21 protein-coding genes are annotated in these 22,123 nt (G+C 70.9%); 16 read left to right on the top strand and 5 right to left on the bottom strand.

Annotated elements, in window-relative coordinates; all coding sequences use genetic code 11:
• Positions 1-153 precede the first annotated feature (153 nt).
• From lepA to HMPREF3159_RS18050, 4 genes are read left to right on the top strand one after another with little or no spacing between them, the layout of a single operon-like run.
• Positions 154-2,037 carry a translation elongation factor 4 gene (gene lepA / locus HMPREF3159_RS04940; protein ID WP_070499943.1) on the top strand — a complete coding sequence of 628 codons (1,884 nt, stop codon included), beginning with the start codon at positions 154-156 and terminating at the stop codon, positions 2,035-2,037.
• Positions 2,034-2,819 (top strand): MOSC domain-containing protein, encoded by a 786-nt coding sequence (locus HMPREF3159_RS04945; protein WP_070499944.1) that lies wholly within the window; start codon positions 2,034-2,036, stop codon positions 2,817-2,819. Before lepA ends, HMPREF3159_RS04945 begins: the two co-directional genes overlap by 4 nt.
• Positions 2,816-3,973 carry a radical SAM family heme chaperone HemW gene (hemW, locus tag HMPREF3159_RS04950; RefSeq protein WP_070499945.1) on the top strand — a complete coding sequence of 386 codons (1,158 nt, stop codon included), beginning with the start codon at positions 2,816-2,818 and terminating at the stop codon, positions 3,971-3,973. Before HMPREF3159_RS04945 ends, hemW begins: the two co-directional genes overlap by 4 nt.
• Positions 3,974-3,993: 20 nt before the next feature.
• The gene (locus HMPREF3159_RS18050) at positions 3,994-4,290 is read left to right on the top strand and encodes an iron chaperone (protein WP_256374511.1); all 297 of its coding nucleotides are present in this window, start codon (positions 3,994-3,996) and stop codon (positions 4,288-4,290) included.
• Between the two features lie 197 nt (positions 4,291-4,487).
• Here the strand turns inward: HMPREF3159_RS18050 and HMPREF3159_RS04960 are convergent, their stop codons facing one another.
• Together HMPREF3159_RS04960 and HMPREF3159_RS04965 are read right to left on the bottom strand one after the other, a co-directional pair.
• Positions 4,488-5,411, bottom strand: a complete 924-nt coding sequence (locus HMPREF3159_RS04960) for a DUF4870 domain-containing protein (protein ID WP_070499947.1) — start codon at positions 5,409-5,411, stop codon at positions 4,488-4,490.
• Positions 5,412-5,614: 203 nt separating this feature from the next.
• Entirely contained in the window at positions 5,615-6,511 is an 897-nt protein-coding gene (locus HMPREF3159_RS04965; protein WP_070499948.1) for a DUF3097 domain-containing protein, read from the bottom strand.
• Between the two features lie 143 nt (positions 6,512-6,654).
• Here HMPREF3159_RS04965 and hrcA point away from each other — a divergent pair, with 143 nt between their 5' ends.
• From hrcA to HMPREF3159_RS04980, 3 genes are all read left to right on the top strand, one after another.
• The gene (gene hrcA, locus HMPREF3159_RS04970; RefSeq protein WP_070499949.1) at positions 6,655-7,656 is read left to right on the top strand and encodes a heat-inducible transcriptional repressor HrcA; all 1,002 of its coding nucleotides are present in this window, start codon (positions 6,655-6,657) and stop codon (positions 7,654-7,656) included.
• 72 nt (positions 7,657-7,728) lie between these two features.
• Positions 7,729-8,847, top strand: a complete 1,119-nt coding sequence (gene dnaJ, locus HMPREF3159_RS04975) for a molecular chaperone DnaJ (protein WP_070499950.1) — start codon at positions 7,729-7,731, stop codon at positions 8,845-8,847.
• 13 nt (positions 8,848-8,860) lie between these two features.
• Positions 8,861-9,649 (top strand): 16S rRNA (uracil(1498)-N(3))-methyltransferase, encoded by a 789-nt coding sequence (locus HMPREF3159_RS04980; protein WP_070499951.1) that lies wholly within the window; start codon positions 8,861-8,863, stop codon positions 9,647-9,649.
• Between the two features lie 81 nt (positions 9,650-9,730).
• On the opposite strand, the gene HMPREF3159_RS04985 is transcribed toward HMPREF3159_RS04980, so the two are convergent.
• Positions 9,731-10,273, bottom strand: coding sequence for an NADPH-dependent FMN reductase (locus HMPREF3159_RS04985; protein ID WP_070499952.1), 543 nt, complete (start codon positions 10,271-10,273; stop codon positions 9,731-9,733).
• 77 nt (positions 10,274-10,350) lie between these two features.
• Between HMPREF3159_RS04985 and HMPREF3159_RS04990 the strand changes: the two genes are divergently transcribed.
• The 8 genes from HMPREF3159_RS04990 (at position 10,351) to leuA (ending at position 18,706) form a co-directional block, all read left to right on the top strand.
• Entirely contained in the window at positions 10,351-10,725 is a 375-nt protein-coding gene (locus tag HMPREF3159_RS04990; protein ID WP_010551692.1) for a histidine triad nucleotide-binding protein, read from the top strand.
• Positions 10,722-11,765, top strand: a complete 1,044-nt coding sequence (locus HMPREF3159_RS04995) for a PhoH family protein (protein WP_010551691.1) — start codon at positions 10,722-10,724, stop codon at positions 11,763-11,765. Before HMPREF3159_RS04990 ends, HMPREF3159_RS04995 begins: the two co-directional genes overlap by 4 nt.
• Positions 11,766-11,767: 2 nt before the next feature.
• Complete coding sequence (ybeY, locus tag HMPREF3159_RS05000) at positions 11,768-12,229, top strand: rRNA maturation RNase YbeY (protein WP_010551690.1); 462 nt, start codon at positions 11,768-11,770, stop codon at positions 12,227-12,229.
• 113 nt (positions 12,230-12,342) lie between these two features.
• A complete protein-coding gene (locus tag HMPREF3159_RS05005; RefSeq protein ID WP_070499953.1) occupies positions 12,343-13,683 on the top strand; it encodes a hemolysin family protein in 1,341 nt (446 codons plus the stop codon).
• Positions 13,673-14,662 (top strand): GTPase Era, encoded by a 990-nt coding sequence (era, locus tag HMPREF3159_RS05010; protein WP_070499954.1) that lies wholly within the window; start codon positions 13,673-13,675, stop codon positions 14,660-14,662. The genes HMPREF3159_RS05005 and era overlap by 11 nt, the downstream gene beginning before the upstream one ends.
• Before the next feature lie 190 nt (positions 14,663-14,852).
• Positions 14,853-15,509, top strand: coding sequence for a DUF6318 family protein (locus HMPREF3159_RS18055; protein WP_083305802.1), 657 nt, complete (start codon positions 14,853-14,855; stop codon positions 15,507-15,509).
• 592 nt (positions 15,510-16,101) lie between these two features.
• Positions 16,102-16,623 (top strand): PKD domain-containing protein, encoded by a 522-nt coding sequence (locus HMPREF3159_RS05015; protein WP_246821482.1) that lies wholly within the window; start codon positions 16,102-16,104, stop codon positions 16,621-16,623.
• Positions 16,624-16,888: 265 nt separating this feature from the next.
• Positions 16,889-18,706 (top strand): 2-isopropylmalate synthase, encoded by a 1,818-nt coding sequence (leuA, locus tag HMPREF3159_RS05020; RefSeq protein WP_070499956.1) that lies wholly within the window; start codon positions 16,889-16,891, stop codon positions 18,704-18,706.
• 194 nt (positions 18,707-18,900) lie between these two features.
• Here leuA and HMPREF3159_RS05025 read toward each other — a convergent pair whose 3' ends face one another.
• Positions 18,901-19,947: an EamA family transporter gene (locus HMPREF3159_RS05025; protein ID WP_070499957.1), complete on the bottom strand. Its 1,047-nt coding sequence runs from the start codon at positions 19,945-19,947 to the stop codon at positions 18,901-18,903.
• Between the two features lie 91 nt (positions 19,948-20,038).
• Here HMPREF3159_RS05025 and HMPREF3159_RS05030 point away from each other — a divergent pair, with 91 nt between their 5' ends.
• Positions 20,039-20,965, top strand: a complete 927-nt coding sequence (locus HMPREF3159_RS05030) for a LysR family transcriptional regulator (RefSeq protein WP_070499958.1) — start codon at positions 20,039-20,041, stop codon at positions 20,963-20,965.
• Positions 20,966-21,179: 214 nt separating this feature from the next.
• Here HMPREF3159_RS05030 and HMPREF3159_RS05035 read toward each other — a convergent pair whose 3' ends face one another.
• Positions 21,180-21,899 carry an EcsC family protein gene (locus tag HMPREF3159_RS05035; protein WP_070499959.1) on the bottom strand — a complete coding sequence of 240 codons (720 nt, stop codon included), beginning with the start codon at positions 21,897-21,899 and terminating at the stop codon, positions 21,180-21,182.
• Positions 21,900-22,123: the final 224 nt, after the last annotated feature.

A 22,123-nucleotide genomic window follows, 5' to 3' on the forward strand; every position in this document is an offset into this window, starting at 1 on the left:
GACGGGCGGTGGGCCCGGCCGGGCGGTCCCGTCGGCCCCGCTGTGACGTCGGCCCGTCGGCCGTCCGCGGGACGCCGCGGCGCGTGCGGCACATGAGACCATGGACCGATGCCCGGCGCATGCGCGCCCGGCACACCATCGACGAGAGGACGAATGCCGGTGACCCCGAGGATCGCTGCCGATGAGGCACGGGACATCGCTCCCGCGTCGACGCCCCAGGAGCGGCTCCGCAACTTCTGCATCATCGCCCACATCGACCACGGCAAGTCGACGCTGGCCGATCGGATGCTGCAGATCACCGGGATCGTCGAGGAGCGTGCCATGCGCGCCCAGTACCTCGACCGGATGGACATCGAACGCGAGCGCGGAATCACCGTGAAGTCCCAGGCCGTGCGCATGCCCTGGCAGGTCGAGGGCGTCAACTACGCCCTGAACATGATCGACACCCCCGGGCACGTGGACTTCACCTACGAGGTCTCCCGCTCCCTCGCCGCCTGCGAGGGGGCGATCCTGCTGGTCGACGCCGCGCAGGGCATCGAGGCGCAGACGCTCGCGAACCTGTACCTCGCGATGGAGCACGACCTGACCATCATCCCGGTGCTGAACAAGATCGACCTGCCCGGCGCGGAGCCCGAGAAGTACGCGGCCGAGATCGGCCAGCTCGTCGGCGTGGACCCCGAGGACGTGCTGCGCGTGTCCGGGAAGACCGGCGTGGGCGTGCCCGAGCTGCTCGACCACGTGGTGCGCACCCTCCCCGCCCCCGAGGGACAGGTCGACGCCCCCTGCCGCGCGATGATCTTCGACTCCGTCTACGACACCTACCGCGGCGTGGTCACCTACGTGCGCGTCGTCGACGGGTTCCTCAAAGCCCGCGACCGGATCGACATGATGTCCACCGGCGCCCACCACGAGCTGCTCGAGATCGGCGTGAGCTCTCCGGAGCCGCACCCCACCCAGGGCATCGGCCCGGGCGAGGTCGGCTACCTCATCACCGGCGTGAAGGACGTGCGCCAGTCCAAGGTGGGCGACACGATCACCACCTCGGTGCGCGGCGCGACCGAGCCGCTGGCCGGCTACTCCGACCCGAAGCCCATGGTCTACTCGGGCCTGTTCCCGATCGACGGCTCCGACTATCCCGTGCTGCGCGATGCGCTGGACAAGCTCAAGCTCAACGACGCCGCGCTCGTCTACGAGCCGGAGACCTCCACCGCCCTCGGCTTCGGCTTCCGCGTCGGCTTCCTGGGCCTGTTGCACCTGGAGATCATCCGCGAGCGGCTCGAGCGCGAGTTCGACCTCGACCTCATCTCCACCGCCCCCTCCGTGGTCTACCAGGTCGTGATGGAGGACGGCACCGAGATCGAGGTGCTGAACCCCTCCGACTTCCCCGAGGGGAAGGTGAACCAGATCAGCGAGCCCGTCGCCTCGGCGACGATCCTCGTGCCCAGCGAGTTCATCGGCGCGGTCATGGAGCTGTGCCAGTCCAAGCGCGGCACCCTCGGCGGCATGGACTACCTCAGCGAGGACCGCGTCGAGCTGCGCTACACTCTGCCGCTGGCCGAGATCGTCTTCGACTTCTTCGACCAGCTGAAGTCCAAGACTCGCGGCTACGCCTCGCTGGACTACGACGTCTCCGGCGAGCAGACCGCGGACCTGGTCAAGGTGGACATCCTCCTGCAGGGCGAGCCGGTCGACGCGTTCAGCGCGATCGTGCACCGCGACAAGGCCTACTCCTACGGCGTGGGCATGTCCGGCAAGCTCAAGAACCTCATCCCGCGCCAGCAGTTCGAGGTCCCGATCCAGGCCGCGATCGGCTCGCGCATCATCGCCCGCGAGAACATCCGCGCCATGCGCAAGGACGTGCTGTCCAAGTGCTACGGCGGCGACATCTCCCGCAAGCGCAAGCTGCTGGAGAAGCAGAAGGAGGGCAAGAAGCGCATGAAGAACATCGGCTCCGTCGAGGTGCCGCAGGAGGCCTTCATCGCCGCGCTCTCCTCCGACGCCGCCGAGCCCTCGAAGGACGAGAAGAAGAAGAAGTGAGCACTGCGCCCGGACCGCTGCCCGAGACCGCCCCGCGCCGCCTCGACGCGCTCGAGGTCGCCTTCGAACCCGGCGGCGGCCGGCTCGGCGCGGTGTGCACGGTCGCCCAGCTCTTCGAGGTGCGCGAGCGCTCCCTCATGAGCGGGATCGACAAGCGCCCGGCCGACGGGCCCGTCACGCTCCTCACCCACGGCGTGCTCGGCGACGTGCAGGGCGACCGTGAGCACCACGGCGGGATCTTCAAGGCCGTCTACGCCTACTCCCGGGAGGTGCGCGAGGCCTATGCCGCCGCGCTCGGCCACGAGCTGCCCGACGGGTTCTTCGGCGAGAACCTCGCCACCGTCGGCCAGGACACCGACCATGCGGTGATCGGCGAGCGCTGGCGGATCGGCGGCGCCGAGCTCGAGGCGTCCTGCCCCCGCAACCCCTGCGGCACCTTCGCCGCCTGGATGGGGGACCGCCGCTGGGGCCGCGTCTTCACCGACCAGGGCCGCGCCGGTGCCTACTTCCGCGTGCTCGTCGAGGGCGAGGTGCGCGCCGGCGACGCGATCGAGGTGCTCGAGCGCCCGGACCACGGCGTGACCATCGCCGACGCCTTCCGGGGACTGGGCGCCGTGCAGGCCCGCGCCCTGCTCGACTGGGCGGAGGCTAGCGGCACCGTGCTGTACGAGACGCTCGTCGGCGCCGCGCAGAAGACGCTCGCCAGAGCGGGGGAGCGCGAGGACTTCCCGGAGCGGCTGCGCTCCACCGGACGGGGCCTCGGTCTCGGTCTCGGGCTGTGACGGTCGTGAAGGACCTCTCCGCCTACATCCACGTTCCGTTCTGCGCCGTGCGCTGCGGGTACTGCGACTTCAACACCTACACGAACGCCGAGCTGGGCGGCGGCGGGTCCCAGGCCGAGTACGCGGACAACGCCATGGCCGAGATGGACCTGACCCTCGCCGCGGACCGCGCGGCCGGGTACGAGTACGAGGAGATCTCCACCGTCTTCTTCGGCGGCGGGACCCCCACCCTCCTGCCCGCCGACGACCTGGTCCGCATGCTCGATCATCTCCGCTCCCTGATCCCGCTCGCGGACGGCGCCGAGGTCACCACCGAGGCGAACCCCGACTCGGTCACCCGCGCCTCGCTCTCGCGCCTGGCCGACGGCGGAATCACCCGCGTCTCGATCGGCATGCAGTCCGCGATCCCGTCGGTGCTCGCGACCCTGGACCGCACCCACGACCCCGAACGGGTGCCGCAGGTGGTCCAGTGGGCGAAGGAGGCGGGCCTCCAGGTCAGCCTCGACCTCATCTACGGCACGCCGGGGGAGACCGTCGCCGACGTCGAGACCTCCGTGCGCGCGGCCCTGGCCTGCGAGGTCGACCACCTCTCCGCCTACTCGCTGATCATCGAGGGCAACACCGCCATGGCCCGGCAGCTGCGCCGCGGCGAGATCGAGGCGCCGGACCCCGACGACATGGCCGACAAGTACGAGCTCGTCGACGACCTCACGCGCGAGGCGGGCCTGACCTGGTACGAGGTCTCCAACTTCGCCCGCACTCCCGAGCACCGCTCCCGCCACAACCTCGCCTACTGGAAGGGCGGGGACTGGTGGGGGATCGGACCCGGCGCGCACCGCCACCGCGACGGCCTGCGCTCCTGGAACGTGAAGCATCCCAGCCGCTACGCGCGCATGCTCGCCTCAGCCGAACTGCCCGTGGCGGACAGCGAGCAGGTCGCCGCCGAGGACCGGCTCGTCGAGCGGATCATGCTCGAGCTGCGGATCGCCGACGGCCTCGCCGTCGACGTCGTGCCTGAGCAGAACCGCTCGATGCTCGAGGTGCACCGCGATCGGGGCCACCTCGATCCCGACGCCCTCGCCGCAGGCCGCGCGGTCCTCACCAGGGAGGGGCGTCTGCTCGCCGACGGGGTGATCCGCGACCTCGTGCCCTGAGACCCCTCGACCGCGGAACGATCTCGACGACCGAGCCCGTCGAGCCCGAGGCGACCGAGGCGATCAAATGGGGCAGCCCCGCCTTCGTCCACCCCCGCGGCACGATCCTGCTCGTCATCAGCACCCACACGGCGCACGCGAACTTCACCGTCACCCCGAGCGCGAAGGAGGCCTTCGCCGACGAGCTCGAGGGGCTCGAGACCGGCAAGGGCAGCGTGAAGCTCCCCTACGACACGCCGATGCCGGGGGACCTGCTGCGGCGCATGGCGCGCCACCGTCTCACCGAGTTCGAGCAGGACGGCGTGAACTGGATGTGACGGGCCGCGGCGCCGTGCGGCAGGACCCTGCGCGCGGTGTCGAGTCCTGGCCCACCGCGTCCGGCCCGGGCGCGCGGCATCCGGTTCCGGCGCGCGGCAACGGCCGCCCGCGCCCCGACATGCAGGAGCCCCCGGGAGCGACTCCGGGGGCTCCTGCGTCCGGCCGTCGGCCGTGACTCAGCTGCTGCGGACGCGGATCACTTCACGAGGCGGATGTTGACGGGGTAGTTCCACCACTCGCCCTGGTAGGCCTTCACCGCGCCGATGATGGCGAAGACGACGTGGACCAGCGCCGGGACGCCGATGAGGGCGAAGAGCACCGAGCCGAAGCCGAAGGTGATGACCGTGATGATCGTGAAGACGATGGCGAGCGCGATCTCCACGATCAGGGTCGCGATCGCCGCGTTCAGCGCCTCCGCCGCGTTGTAGCGGACGAAGCGGTTGCGGTCCTTGTAGACCAGGAAGATGATCAGCGGGCCGAGCCAGCCGAGGAAGCCGGCACCGATCACGTAGCCGACGATCGCCGAGAGATGCGCGAACATCGCCCAGAGCTTCGTGTCGGACTCGGTGGTGGGCTGGCCGATCAGCGGGCCGTCGAAGACGCCCTTGACGTGGGCGGGGGCCTGGTCGGGGTTCATGGTTCCTCCGGGTGAAGTCTGTCCGTGGGCGGCGTGGGGAGCGTGCTGCTGCGCGTGCGGAGCATGCTGCTGCCCGTACGGCTGCTGAGCGTGGGCCTGCTGCGCGGAGGGCTGGGCCGGCGAGGGCGCCCCGTAGGGGGAGGGCGGCGCTGCGGCCGGAGCGGCCGAGCTCGCAGACTGCCCGTAGGGATCCGCCTGCTGAGCGGAGCCCGGCTGCGCGTAGGGGTCCTGCTGCGCGAAGGGATCATGCAGCGCGGCGGGGGCCGGCTGCGCGCTGGGAGCGGACTGCGCGAAGGGATCGTAAGGATGCTCTGCCGGGTCCGAGGTCGCGCTGCCCTGCTCCTGCGGCGCGGGGGCGGCAGGCGCGTCGATGTCGAGGTGGTCCGAGGCCGGGCGCGCGGCAGGCTGCTCGGGCAGCGAGTCGGAGGCGGGGGTGCCGGGCTCGGTGCCGTACGGGTCGTGCGGATGCGGAGTCTGGCTCATGGGATCCTTCTTCGTCTCGGTCGGCGCGGGTGCCGTCGTCTCGGGTGACGGGTTCACCCTAACGAGCCTGGGCCCCCGCGGTCAGCGCGGCGGTCCGCCGCATCCGCTGGGGGATATCCCCCCGGTGGGCTGGCGAGAGTCGCCGTCGGCCGCACCGAGAGGCGCATCGACGGCTCGCCTCCCCGTCCCGTGCAGCGGCTCGGTCAGCCCTGGTCGACGGTGACGAAGTCGATGAGCTCCTCGATGCGCCCCGAGAGTGTCGGCTCGACATCGGCGTAGGAGCGGACCGTGGAGAGGATCCGCTTCCAGCCCAGGCCGATGTCGGCCTTGTCCTCGTGGGGCCAGCCGAGCGCAGCGAGGGAGCCGACCTTGATGTCCGTCCCCCTGGGGATGTGCGGCCACTCCTTCAGTCCTACGCGTGCGGGCTTCACGGCCTGCCACACGTCGACGTACGGGTGGCCGAGCACGGTGACGTTCCCGCGGGCGCCCGGCAGGGCCATCACCTCGGCCGCGATGCGGGACTCCTTCGACCCCTTCACCAGGTGGTCCACCAGGATCCCGAGCCGGCGGCCGGGGGAGGGGCCGAACTCGCGCACGCGCTCTGCGAGGTTGTCGGCGCCCTCGAGCTGCTCGACGACGATGCCCTCGATCCGCAGGTCATGGCCCCACACCTTCTGCACCAGCTCCGCGTCATGGGTGCCCTCGACCCAGATCCGCGAGGCTCGGGCGGTGCGCGCCTTCGCCCCCTCGACGTACACCGAGCCGGAGGCGGAGCGCTTGCGGACCGGCGCCTTCTGCGCCGCCTGCGGGCGGGTGAGGACGACGGGCTGCCCGTCGATCATGAAGCCCGGCCCGAGCGGGAAGGTGCGGCGTCGGCCGCGGCCGTCCTCCAGCTCGACGATCAGCTCCCCGGCCGTCTTCTCCACGAGCGTGATCGCGCCGGTGAAGCCGGTCGAGGCCTCCTCGACGACGAGGTCGCGCTGCGCGGGGACCTCGCGGCCGACGGGGCGGCGGTGGTGATGGGCGGGCGGACCGGAGGAGAGCACATCGGCGCCGTACCGGTCGGGGAAGCGAGCAGGCGGGGTGGACACGGCGGACACTGTAGTCCCGTGGCGAACGCCTCTCTGCGAAGCACGCCGCGGACGCGTACGATTGGCACTTGGCATGGGAGAGTGCCAATGTCCAGGGAGACCCGGGCGCCGGGACGCCCCGGTGCCGGACCGCGCGGCAGGAGGTGCACGACATGGACGACCGCAAGCTCCAGATCCTCGGCGCCATCGTCGAGGACTACGTCTCCACGCGCGAGCCCGTCGGCTCGAAGTCGCTGCTGGAGCGGCACGAGCTCGGCGTCTCCGCGGCGACCGTCCGCAACGACATGTCCGTCCTCGAGGAGGAGGGGCTGATCCACCAGCCCCACACCTCCGCCGGCCGCGTCCCCACCGACAAGGGATATCGCGCCTTCGTCGACCACGTCGCGATGGTCAAGCCCCTCTCCGTCGCCGAGAAGCGAGCGATCCGCACCCTGCTCGAGGACGCGGGGGACGTCGAGGAGCTCCTGGCCCGCACCGTGCGCCTCCTCGCCCAGCTCACCCAGCAGGTCGCGATGGTGCAGTACCCGGCCCGGCGCCAGGCCCGCATCCGCCACGTCGAGCTCGTGAAGGTCGCGGACTCGCTGCTGCTGGTCGTGCTGATCACCGAGTCGGGGCGGGTGGACCAGCGCACCGTCCCCGTCGTCGCCGGTCGCCCCGCCGAGTACTACGCGGCGCTGCGCGACCAGCTCAACCGCGCCGTCGCCGGCCGGGAGGTCACCGACCTCGCAGGCCCGCTGACGGATTACCTCGAGTCCCTGCCCGTCCCCGAGCGGCCCGCCGCCGCGGAGGTGGCCGAGGCGCTCACCGCGCTGGCGGCGACCCGCGCCGAGGACCGCATCATGATGGCGGGTACCGCGAACATCGCCCGCTCCGCCGAGGACTTCGCCCGCGACGTCGAGCCGCTGCTGGACGTCCTCGAGGAGCAGCTGGTGCTGCTGCGCCTGTTCACCGAGATGCACGTCTCCCCGGGGGACGTGCAGGTGCGGATCGGCTCCGAGCTCCACGACCGGGCGCTGCACCAGGCCGCGCTCGTCGGCGCGGGCTACGGCGCCGGCTCCCACCTCGCGATCCTCGGCCCCAGCCGCATGGACTACGCGGCCGGGATCTCGACCGTCCAGGCGATCGCCCGCTACGTCTCCCGATTCCTCGAATGACCGCGCCGGCGGGCCTCCGCGCCCGTCGCCGGCCGTCACCGACCTCCGACCCCCTGTGAAGGACCCACGCCTGTGAACGACGACTACTACGAGCTGCTCGGCGTCTCCCGCGACGCCTCGACCGAGGAGATCAAGAAGGCGTACCGCAAGCTCGCCCGCACCCTCCACCCGGACGTCAACCCGGACCCGGAGGCGGCGGAGAAGTTCAAGAAGGTCTCCCAGGCGTACGAGACCCTCTCCCATGCGGACAAGCGCCGCCAGTACGACATGGGCGGCGGCCCGGGCATGGGCGGCTTCCCCGGCGGCGGCGCCGGATTCGACTTCAACGACATCTTCGACATGTTCGCCGGAGCCTCCGGGATGCGCGGGCGCAACCAGGGCCCCGTCCCGCGCCAGCGCCGCGGCGGCGACGTGCTGCGCCGGGTGAAGATCGAGCTGCGCGACGTCGTCTTCGGCACCGAGCAGGAGGTCACCTTCCGCACCGCCGTGCTGTGCGAGCGCTGCTCCGGCTCCTGCGCCGAGCCGGGCACCAGCCCCACCCGCTGCACCGCCTGCAACGGGTCCGGCCACGTCCAGCGCGTCCAGCAGTCGCTGCTGGGCCAGATGGTCACCATGGCGCCCTGCCCCACCTGCGAGGGCCATGGCGACGTGATCGAGAGCCCCTGCACCGGCTGCTCCGGCCACGGACGCACCGCCACCGAGCGCACCGTCACCGTGCGCATCCCCTCCGGCGTCGAGAACGGCACCCGCATCCAGCTGCGCGGCGAGGGCGAGACCGGCGAGGCCGGCGGCCCCTCCGGCGACCTCTTCGTGGAGCTGTCCGTCAAGGACCACGAGATGTTCGACCGCGCCGGCGACGACCTGGTCACCACGGTCTCCGTGCCGATGACCACCGCCGCGCTCGGCGCGACGATCCCGCTGGAGACCTTCGACGGGGAGCAGGAGCTCGATGTCCGTCCCGGCGCCCAGCCCGGCGAGGAGATCGTCCTCAAGGGCCTCGGCGTGACCCCGCTGCGCCGCGAGCGCCGCGGAGACATCCGCGTGGTCCTCGACGTGGACGTGCCCACCGCGCTCACCGACGAGGAGCGCGAGCTGCTCGAGCGCTTCGCCGCCCTCCGCGGCGACGAGGCCACCCGCCCCAAGAACCACGGCGGCCCGTTCGCGAAGCTTCGCGAGCGCCTGAACCTCTGAGGCGGGAGAGCCCGTGCCCACCACCCCGCCCGGCTTCCTGATCCTCGACGAGGCCCTCGCCGCCGCCCGTGAGGGAGACCAGCTCGAGCTCGCCGGCGACGAGGGCCGCCACGCGGCCAAGGTCGCCCGGATCGGGGTGGGGGAGCAGCTGCTCCTCACCGACGCCCCCGGCCGACAGGTCCTCGCCGAGGTCACCGCCGCCCGCAAGGAGGCGCTCGACCTGCGCCTGCTCGCGGACCCGTCCCCGGCCGTGCAGCGTCTGCCCCGACTCGCGCTGGTGCAGGCCCTCGCGACCGGCGGCCGCGACGAGCAGGCCGTCGAGTCCGCGACCGAGCTCGGCGCCGACCGCATCGTCCCGTGGATCGCGAAGCGCTCCGTCTCCGTATGGCGGGGGGAGAAGCTCGCCAAGGGCCGCGCGAAGTGGGAGGGCACCGCCCGCGCCGCCGTCAAGCAGTGCCGTCGGCCCGGCATCCCCGCCGTCGACGCCCCGATGACCACGAGCGCGCTCGTCGAGGACCTGCGCGCCCGCGCAGCCGACGGGACGCTCGTGCTCGTCCTGCACGAGCAGGAGTCCGTCGGCGTGATGAGCCTCGCCGAGGAGCTGCGTGGTGCGAGCGAGGCCGGCATCGAGGAGATCGTCGTGGTCGTCGGCCCCGAGGGCGGGATCGACGAATCCGAGCTGGAGGCGCTGCGCGAGGCCGGTGCCCGGACGGTGCTGCTGGGCCCCGAGGTTCTGCGCTCCTCCACCGCCGGCCCGGCAGCCCTCGCGGTGCTCAGCGCGCTCGTCGGCCGCTGGGGCTGAGCCCACCGGCGGACCCCGCCGACGACAGGACCCCGCAGACGCTCGGCGCCGGCGGGGTCCTGCGACGTGAGGGAGCGCTTGTCAGCCGACCGGGGAGAGCACCTTCGCCTCGAGCGCGGCCAGTGCGGTCTCCAGCGCTGCGGCCTTCTCCTCGGTGACGAACAGCTCACCCTCGACGGAGAGGTCCTCGCGGAAGCCGAGGCCGAAGGAGCCGACGACGTCGGCGCCCACGCGGCCCATCAGGGTCTCCAGCAGGGGCAGCACCTCGTTCGCGGCGCCCCAGCCGTAGCCGACCAGGATCGTGGGCAGGTTCTCCCACTCGTGGAACAGGAAGTCGATCGCGTTCTTGAGGGCGCCCGGGTAGGAGCCGTTGTACTGCGGGGTGAGGATCACGATCGCGTCGAGCGCGGCGATCCGCTCGGCCCAGGAGCGGCCGTGATCGGTGGTCTTCTCGGCGCCGGACTTCGGCGAGGAGGGCTCGTCGAAGGAGGGCAGGGCGACCTCGCGCAGGTCGATGAGATCGATCTCGAAGCGGCCGTCGGCCGAGGCGCTGACCCAGTGGGCCACCTTCTCGCCGACGCGGTTGGGGCGGGCACTGCTGAGGAGGATTCCGAGCTTCGTCATAGTCCTTCAAACTTCTCATACTTCCGGGGGCTTCCCCGATGAGGGGTGGTGTTCGTCGCTCCCGTAGACTCGCGACCATGGGTACGAGCGTCAACCGCAACGACACACTGCGTCACGATCCCGACTGCATCTTCTGCCGGATCCTCGCCGGGGAGATCCCCTCGGATCGGGTCCACGAGGACGAGAAGGTCATCGCCTTCAAGGACCTCCATCCGCAGGCGCCCGTCCACGTCCTGGTGGTCCCGCGCGAGCACCGCCGCGACGTGACCGAGCTCGCCGAGGACCCCGCGCTCCTCGCCCACACCGCCACCGTCGCCGCGAAGGTCGCCGCCGAGCAGGCCGACGGCGACTTCCGCCTTGTCTTCAACACCGGCGCGAGCGCCGGACAGACCGTCTTCCACGTGCACGCGCACGTCCTCGCGGGCGGGACGCTCGCAGAAGGAGAACTGTGACAGACCCCCTCAGCCCGGCTCCCGGACGCGCCCCCGAGGTGCGCGAGCGGAAGCTGGCGATCCCCGACCATCTCAGCCCCTTCCAGGTGCTCGGGGAGAACGACCAGGCGCTGGCCGCCCTCGAGGACGCCGTCCCCGACACCGACGTGCACGTGCGCGGACACCAGGTGACCCTGCGCGGCACCGACGACGCGCTGCGCCGCGGCGAGCACATCATGCGCTCCCTCATCGAGCTGGCCGGCACCGGCCAGCCCGTCACCGCCGAGGCCGTGCAGCGCGCCGCGAACCTCTTCGGCGACGACCGAGCGAGCGGCCGCAAGCTCGAGGAGGTGCTCTCCCGGACGATCCTCTCCTCTCGAGGCCGCACCATCCGCCCCAAGACCATGGGACAGAAGAGCTACATCGAGGCGATCGAGAGCTCCACGATCACCTTCGGGATCGGTCCGGCCGGCACCGGCAAGACCTATCTCGCCGTCGCGATGGCGGTGCAGAAGCTGCTCTCCAAGCAGATCAACCGCATCATCCTCACCCGCCCCGCGGTCGAGGCCGGCGAGCGGCTCGGCTTCCTTCCCGGCTCGCTGAACGAGAAGATCGACCCCTACTTGCGCCCGCTCTACGACGCGCTGCACGACATGCTCGACCCCGAGTCGATCCCGCGTCTGATGGGCGCCGGCACCATCGAGGTCGCGCCCCTGGCGTACATGCGCGGCCGCACCCTCAACGACGCCTTCATCATCCTCGACGAGGCGCAGAACACGACGCCCGAGCAGATGAAGATGTTCCTCACCCGTCTCGGCTTCAACTCCACCATGGTCGTCACCGGCGACGTCACCCAGGTCGACCTCCCCGGCGGGCACCAGAGCGGCCTGCGCGTGGTCGAGAACGTGCTCTCCGGCATCGACGACATCTCCTTCTGCCGCCTGTCCTCCCGGGACGTGGTGCGCCACCGCCTGGTCAGCGACATCGTCGAGGCGTACGGGCGCTGGGAGATCCGACCCGGCGGCACCCGCGACTCCCGCCATCGCAGCAAGGGGAACTGAGCATGACCATCGAGATCCGCAACGAGACCACCGCCGTCGTCGACGAGCGCGAGTTCGTGGAGCTGAGCCGCTTCGTCTTCGAGGCGATGCACCTCCACCCCGCCACCGAGATGTCGATCATCTTCGTGGACGAGGAGGCGATGGAGAAGCTGCACGTGCAGTGGCTGGACCTGCCCGGCCCCACCGACGTGATGAGCTTCCCGATGGACGAGCTCACCCCCGGCACCCCCGAGCACCCCGCCCCGGAGGGACTGCTGGGCGATGTGGTGCTGTGCCCGAGCGTCGCCGCGAAGCAGGCCGCCGAGTCCGGGCACAGCGCCGTCGAGGAGATGCTGCTGCTGACCGTCCACTCGATCCTCCACCTGCTGGGCTACGACCACATGGAGGAGGACGAGCGCACGGTGATGTTCGATCTGCAGCGCAAGCTCCTGCTCACCTTCCTCGCCTCGCGGCCGAGCGCCTGAGCCGCGATGTCCCAGCCTGATCAACCTCCCGGGCACCGTGCCGCTCCGACCACCCCGTCGGACCCGCGCGGTGCGGCTCTCGCCCCGCGTTCGTCGACCCGAGGAGGGCGCCCGTGAGCGCGCTCAGCCTCGCCCTGCTCGTGCTCGTACCGCTCGCGCTCGTCGGCGGGATCGTCTCGGCGGTTCTCACCGCGGTCGACGCCGCCCAGCTCGCCGTCAGCCGCGGCACGCTCGAGAAGGCGGTCGCGGACCAGCCCGCCGCCGCCCGTGAGCGGGTCCTGCACCAGCACGCGGATTCCGGCCGCACCCTCGCTTCCGTCTCCTTGGGCCGCGTGCTCGGCGAGACCGTCATGGTCACGGCGATCGCCGCGATCTGCTTCTCCGCCCATGCCGAGCTGCGACCCGGCGAGGGCTGGGCGCTGCCGCTGCTGGCCACGCTGCTCATCGCCGGGCTGATGGCGCTGCTGATGCTCGCGATCTCCCCGCGCACCATCGGCCGACGCCGCGCCGAATCGGTGCTCATCTCCTCCCGCGGCCTCGTCGCCGTGATGCGGTGGGTGCTGTGGGTGCCCGCGAGCGCGCTCGCGAACCTCGGCGCGTCCCTCGCCGCCCGCGCCGGCAGCCAGGAGGATCCCGAGGAGCGTGCCGAGAAGGCTCGTCGCAACGTCGACCGCGCCCTCGAGGACGAGCACGTCCGCGACGGAGAGCGCGACATGATCCAGGGCGTCTTCGACCTGCGCGGCACGATGGTGCGAGAGCTGATGGTGCCCCGCCCCGACATGGTCACCATCACCGCCGATTCCAGCGCCGAGAAGGCGATGCGGCTGTTCGTCCGCTCGGGCTTCTCCCGGATCCCCGTGATCGGCGAGAACGTCGACGACCTGCGCGGCATGCTCTACGTCAAGGACGTGATGCGCGCGATCCACTCGCCATGGGACCCGCGCCCGCAGCGGCCCGTGAGCGAGGTGATGCGCCCGGCCCGGTTCGCGCCCGAGTTCGTCCCGGCCGACGAGGTGCTGCGCCAGATGCAGACCAGCCATGTGCACATCACCGTGCTGGTGGACGAGTACGGGGGAGTGGCCGGCATCGTCACCATCGAGGACGTCCTCGAGGAGATCGTCGGCGAGATCGCCGACGAGCACGATCGGCGCGAGCCCGAGATCGAGGACCTCGGCGGCGGCCGCTACCGGGTGCCCGCCCGCGCGAGCCTGTCCGAGGTGGGGGAGCTGTTCGACCTCGACATCGACGACGACGACATCGACTCCGTCGGCGGGCTGCTCGCCAAGACCACCGGGCGGGTGCCGATCCCCGGCAGCACCGCCACCGCCCTCGGCCTCGACCTCGAGGCGGAGCGCACGGCCGGCCGACGCAAGCGGCTCTCCACGGTGCTGGTGAGCAGGGCGGCCGACGACGAGGACGAGGACCGAGACCAGGAGGGTCCCCATGAGCGATGAGCAGCAGGTGGCCGGCGCCGCCGACGGCACCGGAGCGGAGAGCGGCGGCGTGCACCGGGCGGGATTCGTCGCCCTCGTCGGCCGACCCAACGTCGGCAAGTCCACCCTCACCAACGCGCTGGTGGGGGAGAAGGTCGCGATCACCTCGACCAAGCCGCAGACCACGCGGCGCGCGATCCGCGGCATCGTCACCCGCGAGGACTCCCAGATCATCCTCGTGGACACCCCGGGAGTGCACCGTCCCCGCACGCTCCTCGGAGAGCGGCTGAACGACCTCGTGCGCGAGACCCTCGGCGAGGTCGACGTGGTGGGCTTCTGCCTGCCCGCCGACCAGAAGATCGGCCCCGGCGACCGGTTCATCGCCGAGGACCTCGTCGAGATGCGCACCGGCCGACGGGGACCCCGCGTGGTCGCGATCGTCACCAAGATCGACCTGGTGGGGCGCGACGTACTGGCCGAGCACCTGATGAACGTCGACCAGCTCATGGACTTCGACGAGATCGTGCCGATCTCCGCCGTGAAGGGCGAGCAGATCGACGTGCTCATGGACGTCGTCACCCGGCAGCTCCCCGAGGGCCCGCAGCTCTATCCCGACGACCAGCTCACCGAGGAGACCCGCGACGACCGCATCTCCGAGCTGATCCGCGAGGCGGCGCTGGAGGGCGTGCGCGACGAGCTGCCGCACTCGATCGCCGTGGTCGTCGAGGAGGTCGTCGAGGTCGACCCCGACGGCGATGCGTTCACCCCGGTCGAGCCCGGCACCGGGCGGCTCGTGGTGAGGGCGACCCTGTTCGTGGAGCGCGACAGCCAGAAGGGCATCATCATCGGCCGCGGCGGATCGCGACTGAAGGAGGTCGGCTCCCGGGCGCGCAGCGAGATCAACGCGCTTCTGGGCAGGAAGGTGCACCTGGACCTGCGGGTCAAGGTCGCGAAGGAATGGCAGCGGGATCCGAAGCAGCTGGGTCGCCTGGGGTTCTGACGGCAGGCGGGCGAGGGCGGGCGGCCGTCCTCGCCCGGACGGAGCGCCGGCGAGGGCGACCGACTGGGCGGAGGACGACGGTGTCCTCCCACCGCGGAAGTTGTCCACATTTCTGGGGTTCGATGGCGGACCTGGGTGACTGCTGAGTACGGTAACGGTGATCCGTCCCACTCCTCGGAAGGCACCACCCATGCCCCGACGCCTCCTCAGCGCCGCCGCAGCCTGCACTCTCCTCCTCGGACTCGCCGCATGCGGTGAGGGTGGAGACGGTCCCGTGACCACGCCGCCGCCCAGCATCGACATCTCCGGATCGAGTGATGGGGGTGGGGACGACGGCGCCGCGAGCGATGGCGGAGGCGACGACGCGTCGCCGAGCGCGGCGCCCGAGGTGCCCGCGCCGGATCCTGCGGATTATCCGGGGATGGATGAGAACACCGAGGAAGGTGCGACTCAAGCTTTCAGGTATTACGTTGCGGTCTCTATGTGGGCACATCAGACTGGGGACGAAACCCTAACCAAGGGTATTGAGATAGATTCGTGCGAGGGCTGTCCCGGATTTACAGAGGACGTGCCGAAGCTCCAAGACCTCGGCAGATACTGGAGTGCATTCAAAGTCGAGGATGTCGCCACGACGCCGCACGCATCCGAAAATTTCGAGTATGAAATCGCGTACTCATTCACTATCCCTGCTCATGAGCGACCAAATATGGAGACGGGCGAGCCGGAGGATTATGACCCAGTAGAGTACTCTTTGATCGGGGGGATGGCCTGGACTTCGCAGGGGTGGAAGGTTGGAGGGCTCAAGGGGGAGTGGGGGCCTGATGTTCATAGTTCCACAGTGGGGTAAGCGGGTAGGGTGCACGACGATCTTCGCGCTTCTTGCTCTCGCCCTTTCTATGCTTTTTCAGAATGCTGCATATGCCGATCAGGAATCCAAGGGGAAGCTGGATGATTCGGGTGTTGGGGTGGGCCTGGAAGAAATGCATATCGTTCCAACGGGTGCGGATGGTGCTGGGGGTGATGAGGGCCCGGTACAGCCAGATGGCCGTCACGGGAAGGGCGCTCAGGCCAGCGCTCCTCCTAAGCCCCCACCGCGTTTCTATGACTTGATGCGTCGAGTCGAGGAGAAGCCTCGGTGGAACTGCACCCTGTCTGACGGTGGGGAGGGTCCGGTAGAAGGGGCTTGCCGCGCTGACCGCACCGTGTGCAATTCAGGGCCGAGCTACAGCATCAACTCGGGAGAGATCCTTGCTGTACCGGGGTCGGGCTCGCGGGGCAATCCGGGTGACGTCACGTACGAATCGATCACGCGGGACACGCAAACCGGGACTGATTCGAGCAATGGTTTCAGGTGCCGCCAGCCACTGGACTCGGCGCCCCGCGGCAACGCCGGCGCTGCACCTGCTGGAGAGTCGGCACCCGAACCGGTGGTGATCATCGTGACCCAGAGCGACTTCGCGAAGCTGCCGGTGAAACCGTCCGTGGCCAGTGCAGGGCCGGAACGGGGATGGCTGCCGGCCGGGATGGTCAATGTTCTCCACGCAGAGTCGGAGGCGCAGACCCTGCAGACGGAGCTGCTCGGCACCCCGGTGGCGGTGCGGGCGATCCCGACTTCGTATCACTGGGACCTCGGGGACGGGAACACGATCACCACTACGAAGCCGGGCAAGCCGTACCCGTCGGAGGAGGTGTCGGCGAAGTACTCGGGGGAGGGCTGGTACGACGTCACTCTGACCACGACCTTCGCCGGCCAGTTCTCCGTGGACGGCGGTGAGTGGCAGGACATCGACGGCACGATCGAGGTCGCCTCCGAACCGATCGCGCTCTACTCGAAGTCCCTCGAGTCCCGACTGGTGAACGGCGACGTGCCGGTGGACGAGGACGAGGATCCGTGGGTTCCCGAGCGTTCTCCGGAGACCGAAGGCCCTAAGGACCCCGACGCACGTCATCGCGAGATTTGAAGTCAGGGCCCGCATGGCAGTCGCGGGCTTGAACGCAGCATGCGTTGGGGTTGGGGATCGGGGCGATCGTCGGCGATGGGGTGTCGACGTCCCGGATGTTCGCATCGTGAGCCGCCCCGAGCGGCCTGCGAGACGGTGCTAACGTGGCCATCGTGCGTGGATCGCTGCTCCTGCTTAGACGCCGCGACGGGTCCTGAACCGCCGGGAACCTGTCGCGGCTGACGTGCTGTCCGGCGACCGGCAAACCCAGCGAGAAGGACCTGAGATGACTGACTCCACGAGCACCGCAAACACCGCGACCGTCGCCGCCGAGGCCGACCCCGCGACCCCCGTCGTCGGCACCACGGGCGACGCGCCCCAGCACCCCTCGGGCATGCCTACCCACAAGTACCTGCCCTTCCACGAGCAGATCCAGGTCGAGCTCCCCGACCGCACCTGGCCCACCCGCCGCATCACCCGCGCCCCCCGCTGGTGTGCGGTCGACCTGCGCGACGGCAACCAGGCCCTCATCGATCCCATGAACTCCGAGCGCAAGCTGCGCATGTTCGAGCTCCTGGTGAAGATGGGCTACAAGGAGATCGAGGTCGGTTTCCCGTCGGCCTCCAAGACGGACTACGACTTCGTGCGCACCCTCATCGAGGAGGACCGTATCCCGGAGGACGTGTCGATCCAGGTCCTCACCCAGTCCCGCGAGCACCTCATCGAGCGCACCTACCAGGCGATCTCGGGCGCCAAGCGCGCCGTCGTCCACCTCTACAACTCCCCCTCGGTCGTGCAGCGCGACGTCGTCTTCCGCGCCGACGAGGACGCCGTGCTCGACATCGCCGTGCAGGGCGCGCTGCTGTGCAAGAAGTACGAGGAGACGATCCCGGACACGGCCGTCACCTATCAGTACTCCCCGGAGTCCTACACCGGCACCGAGCTCGAGTACGCCCTGCGCGTGTGCAACTCCGTCATCGACGTCATCAAGCCCACGCCGCAGAACAAGATGATCATCAACCTGCCGGCGACCGTCGAGATGGCGACCCCGAACGTCTATGCCGACTCGATCGAGTGGATGCACCGCCACCTCGATCGCCGCGACTCGATCGTCCTGTCCCTGCACCCCCACAACGACCGCGGCACCGGCGTGGCCGCCGCCGAGCTCGGCTACCTGGCCGGCGCCGACCGCATCGAGGGCTGCCTGTTCGGCAACGGCGAGCGCACCGGCAACGTCGACCTCGTGACGCTGGGCCTGAACCTGTTCAGCCAGGGCATCGACCCGCAGATCGACTTCTCCGACCTCGACGAGGTGCGCCGCACCGTCGAGCACTGCAACCAGATGCCCGTCCCCGAGCGCAGCCCCTACGGCGGCGACCTCGTGTTCACCGCCTTCTCCGGCTCCCACCAGGACGCCATCAAGAAGGGCCTCGAGCGCATGGAGACCGACGCCGAGAAGGCCGGCAAGGCCGTCGACGACATGGTCTGGCGCGTGCCCTACCTGCCCGTGGACCCCAAGGACCTCGGCCGCTCCTACGAGGCCGTGATCCGCGTGAACTCGCAGTCCGGCAAGGGCGGTATGGCCTACCTGCTGCGCACCGAGCACGGGCTGGACCTCCCGCGCCGCCTGCAGATCGAGTTCTCCGGCATCGTCCAGCAGAGGACCGACTCGGACGGCGGCGAGGTCAGCCCCGAGGCACTGTGGGACGTGTTCTCCGACGAGTACCTGCCGGCGAAGGACGACTCGCGCCGCTGGGGCCGCTACAGCTTCCGCGACGTGCGCCAGGAGTCCGCGGGCGACGGCGCCGACCGCATCACCGTCACCCTCGTCGTCGACGGCGAGGAGCACGAGATCACCGGCATCGGCAACGGCCCGCTGGACGGCTTCGTCAAGGCGCTGGCCGAGCGGAAGATCGACGTGCGCATCCTCGACTACGCCGAGCACGCCCTGACCGAGGGCGACGACTCCCTCGCCGCGTCCTACATCGAGTGCGAGATCGACGACCGCATCTTCTGGGGCGTCGGCATCGACGGCTCGATCACCCGCGCCTCCCTCGAGGCGATCACCTCCGCGCTGAACCGCAACGCCCGCTCCCGGTCCTGAGCAGGCCGGGCCGGGTGCGGATGCGCCCTGCACCGCGGCATCGGGGACCCGACCGGCACAACCGGGTGCGATGGATCCCCGATGCGGGCGACGAGATCGACGGGAGGTACCACTTCGGTGTTACCTACCGTCGATCAACTCCGGGGGAGTGGTGCGGATCGTCGATCAACCAGTGAGGCCAGCGGCGCCGCCGCTCAGCGTGTTGATGCGTCGCCGTCCTCGCGCAGGTCGTCCTCGGTGAGGATCGGCATCTCGCCGGTCAGTGTCGCATGGGTGGGCGTGGGCAGCTCCCAGCCCGGCGCCTCGTCGATCGGCTGCGGCTCCCCGGCAGGGCGGGAGCGGGCGGTGAGGGTGACGCCGGCGCTCGCGACGACCACCAGCACGGCCGCCGCGACGCGGAGCGGAGTGATCTCCTGGCTCAGCAGGAGGACGCCCGCGAACAGCGCGACCACCGGCTCGAGGCTCAGCATGATGCCGAAGACGTGACGGGGCAGGCGGCGCAGCGCGGCGAGCTCGAGCGTGTACGGCAGCACGGAGGCGAGCAGCGCAGTGCCCAGCGCGATCAGCAGCAGGCGCGGCTCGGCGATGCCGGTGACGGCGCCGGGCGCGCCGAGCGGCAGCACGGCCAGGGCGCCGATCAGCATGGCGACGGCGAGGCCGTCCTGCCCGGGCACGATGCGTCCCACATGCGCGCTGGCGAGCACGTAGAGCGCCCAGTACACCGCCGCGACCAGGGCGAAGACGACGCCGAGCACGTCCAGGGAGGCCGCACCGGTGAGGGACTCGAACCCGAACAGGCTCACGCCTCCCAGTGCGAGCAGCACCCACAGCAGATCGGTGCGGCGCGTGGACAGCAGCGCGGAGAGCACGAGCGGTCCGAGGAACTCGATCGCCACCGCCGTGCCCAGCGGGATCCTGTCGATCGAGGCGTAGAAGGCTCCGTTCATCCCGCCGACCGCCACGCCGAAGGCGGCCACCCCCAGCCACTGCTGCCGCGTGAAGCGGTGCACCTTCGGGCGCACGATCACGATCAGCACAGCCGCGGCGAGGCCCAGTCGCAGCGCGGTCGTGCCCCAGGAGCCGATCGCCGGGAAGAGCTGAGTGGCCAGAGCCGCCCCGAACTGGAGCGAGATGCACGAGCCGAGGATGAACAGGATCGGCGTGATCGGCACGCCGCCGGAGTGGGCGCCGCCGCCGACGCCTGCGGTCGCCGTGGTCGAGGAGGTGGAAGAGCTGGTCACGACTCCACTCTGCCCCCGCCGTCCAGCCGGGTCCAGCGAATGTTCTCGACGTGTACCGTGAAGCAGACATGGCCGATCGGGAAGGATGCGCATGCTGAACCTGCACCGGCTCTTCCTCCTGCGGGAACTGCGCAGGCTGGAGACGATGTCGGCGATCGCGCGGGAGCATTCGATGTCTCCGTCGGCCGTCTCCCAGCAGCTGTCCCAGCTGGAGAGGGAGTCCAAGGTCACCCTGTTCGAGCAGGCCGGACGCCGCGTCGTCCTCACGGACGCGGGCGCACGGCTGGCCCGTCGGGCCGAGGAGATGCTCGGGCTGATGGAGACGGCCGAGGCCGAGCTCGTCAGCGCCCAGGGCGAGGCCGGGGGAGTGCTCCGCGTCGCCTCCTTCCAGACACCGCTGATCGCGCTCGCGCCGGTGGCGGTGAGCGTGCTGGAGCAGCGTCACCCAGACCTGCGGATCGAGATCGCCCAGCGCGAGGTCGAGGAGGCCTACGAGGGGCTGCTCGCGCACCGGTTCGAGGTGATCCTCGGCGAGGACTATCCCGGCGGTCAGCAGGTCGTCCGTCGTGGCACCGACCGGGAGGACCTCCTGCAGGACCCGCTGCTGCTGGTGCTCCCCGACCACGGCCCCGTCTCCCGGGCGCGACGCCTCGAGGACCTCGCCGAGATGCCCTGGGCGCTCGACCCGGAGGACACCCGCACCGGGGCATGGGAGCGCACCTACCTCCGCTCGGCGGGGATCGAGCCGTGGGTCCGCTTCGACACCCCCGACCCTCTCCTGCAGGTGCACCTGGTCCGCTCCGGCCATGCCGCGGCTTTCGTACCCGGCCTGATCGCCGCCGAGCACCTCGGCGGCACCCGGGTGCTGCGCCTGCCCGGCGACCCCCACCGCGGCCTCTACACCGCGGCGCGCGCAGGAGCGCGCGAGCATCCCTCGCTGCTCGCCTTCCGGGCCGCGCTGCTCGAGGCGGCCGACGCACTCGGCGACCTCCCCGGACTGGAGCGGCTCGGGGCTTGAGAGTCGGCCCGACGCCCCGCCGCTCCTCCTTTCGGCGGACACCGTCCTGAACGGCTTCCGTCGTCCGCCTTCGCGAGCTCCATGGTGCTCACGGCCTGCCTCTCCGCCGCGTCTTCGCCGTCGGCCGCAGGGGCTGCGAGGCGGCCGAGGGGCGGGCGCGCCGAGCGGCCGATCGCCGCGCCCGCGACCCCGCCGGCGCGCGGCACGACCCGCCTCAGTCGACCTGCGGGAAGCCCTTCCTCGCGGCCTCCGCGATCCGGTTCAGCTGCTTGCGGTCCGAGAGCGCGCCGAGCACGCCGCCGAGGCCCGGGATCGCCTTGCCGAACAGACGCGCCGAGCGCAGGCCGAATCGTCGGATGAGCCGCCCGCCGACCGCGGAGACCACGGCCGAGTGCGGGGACGCGGGGAGCCTCCCCGCCACGCCGCGGGCGGCGGCGCCGGCGACGGGGCTCAGGCCGATGTTCCTCAGCACGTCCCCGGACTCCTCGCCGAGCAGCGTCGCGAGCACCCGCACGCGCACCTCCTCGTCGTCCAGGTCGTAGCCGCGCACGACGGCGATCGCGCCGACCATGCGCGTGGCCTGGATGTAGAACTCCATCACGTTGGTGGGCAGCAGGACCGGCAGGGTCACCACGCCCCCGAGCCCGGTGAGGAAGCCGCCGGCGGTGACGCCCCGGAGGTGCCTGCGGACGATCCGGCGCACCGCCTTCTCCGGCCGCTTCCGGGCCCGGCCGCGCTGCGCCTTCCTCGCGACGTCGGCGGCCGAGGAATAAGTGAGCTTCCCGTCCAGGCCGATGTCGCGGACGGTGTCGATCATGCGCTGCACGGCGCCGTTCGGGCTCGTCTGCGCTTTCTCGGTGCGGGCCTCGCGCATCGCGTCGCGGGCGGTGCTCTTGGCGGTGTGGTCGCGGCGCAGCATGCCGAAGATCCCCATGGGCGTCCTCCTGGTCGTCGGTGTCCGGCGGTCGGTGTCGCGCCCTCGCGGCGGGTGCGGCACGAGGCCCATCATGCCGTGCCGGGACCGCCCGGGCGTGCAGGCGGACCACGCGGTGGGGAGTCCGACGGGGCCGGGTGCGGCGTGGCGCCGTCAGGCGGGAGCGGGGTGCGAGCCGTCGAGTGCGTCGCTGGGCCCGGCGGGCTGAACAGGGCGATCATCGA

The organism is Brachybacterium sp. HMSC06H03 (genome assembly GCF_001807385.1).
In the GTDB taxonomy this organism is placed as follows: Bacteria; Actinomycetota; Actinomycetes; order Actinomycetales; family Dermabacteraceae; genus Brachybacterium; species Brachybacterium conglomeratum.

Excerpts from the sequence above, each read along its gene's own strand:
- HMPREF3159_RS04985 (WP_070499952.1), bottom strand. The coding sequence starts at position 10,273 with ATGACGAAGCTCGGAATCCTCCTCAGCAGTGCCCGCCCCAACCGCGTC.
- HMPREF3159_RS18055 (WP_083305802.1), top strand. The coding sequence starts at position 14,853 with ATGCCCCGACGCCTCCTCAGCGCCGCCGCAGCCTGCACTCTCCTCCTC.
- HMPREF3159_RS04990 (WP_010551692.1), top strand. The coding sequence starts at position 10,351 with ATGGGTACGAGCGTCAACCGCAACGACACACTGCGTCACGATCCCGAC.
- hrcA (WP_070499949.1), top strand. The coding sequence starts at position 6,655 with ATGGACGACCGCAAGCTCCAGATCCTCGGCGCCATCGTCGAGGACTAC.
- era (WP_070499954.1), top strand. The coding sequence starts at position 13,673 with ATGAGCGATGAGCAGCAGGTGGCCGGCGCCGCCGACGGCACCGGAGCG.
- HMPREF3159_RS04960 (WP_070499947.1), bottom strand. The coding sequence starts at position 5,411 with ATGAGCCAGACTCCGCATCCGCACGACCCGTACGGCACCGAGCCCGGC.
- leuA (WP_070499956.1), top strand. The coding sequence starts at position 16,889 with ATGACTGACTCCACGAGCACCGCAAACACCGCGACCGTCGCCGCCGAG.
- lepA (WP_070499943.1), top strand. The coding sequence starts at position 154 with ATGCCGGTGACCCCGAGGATCGCTGCCGATGAGGCACGGGACATCGCT.
- HMPREF3159_RS05035 (WP_070499959.1), bottom strand. The coding sequence starts at position 21,899 with ATGGGGATCTTCGGCATGCTGCGCCGCGACCACACCGCCAAGAGCACC.
- ybeY (WP_010551690.1), top strand. The coding sequence starts at position 11,768 with ATGACCATCGAGATCCGCAACGAGACCACCGCCGTCGTCGACGAGCGC.
- HMPREF3159_RS05030 (WP_070499958.1), top strand. The coding sequence starts at position 20,039 with ATGCTGAACCTGCACCGGCTCTTCCTCCTGCGGGAACTGCGCAGGCTG.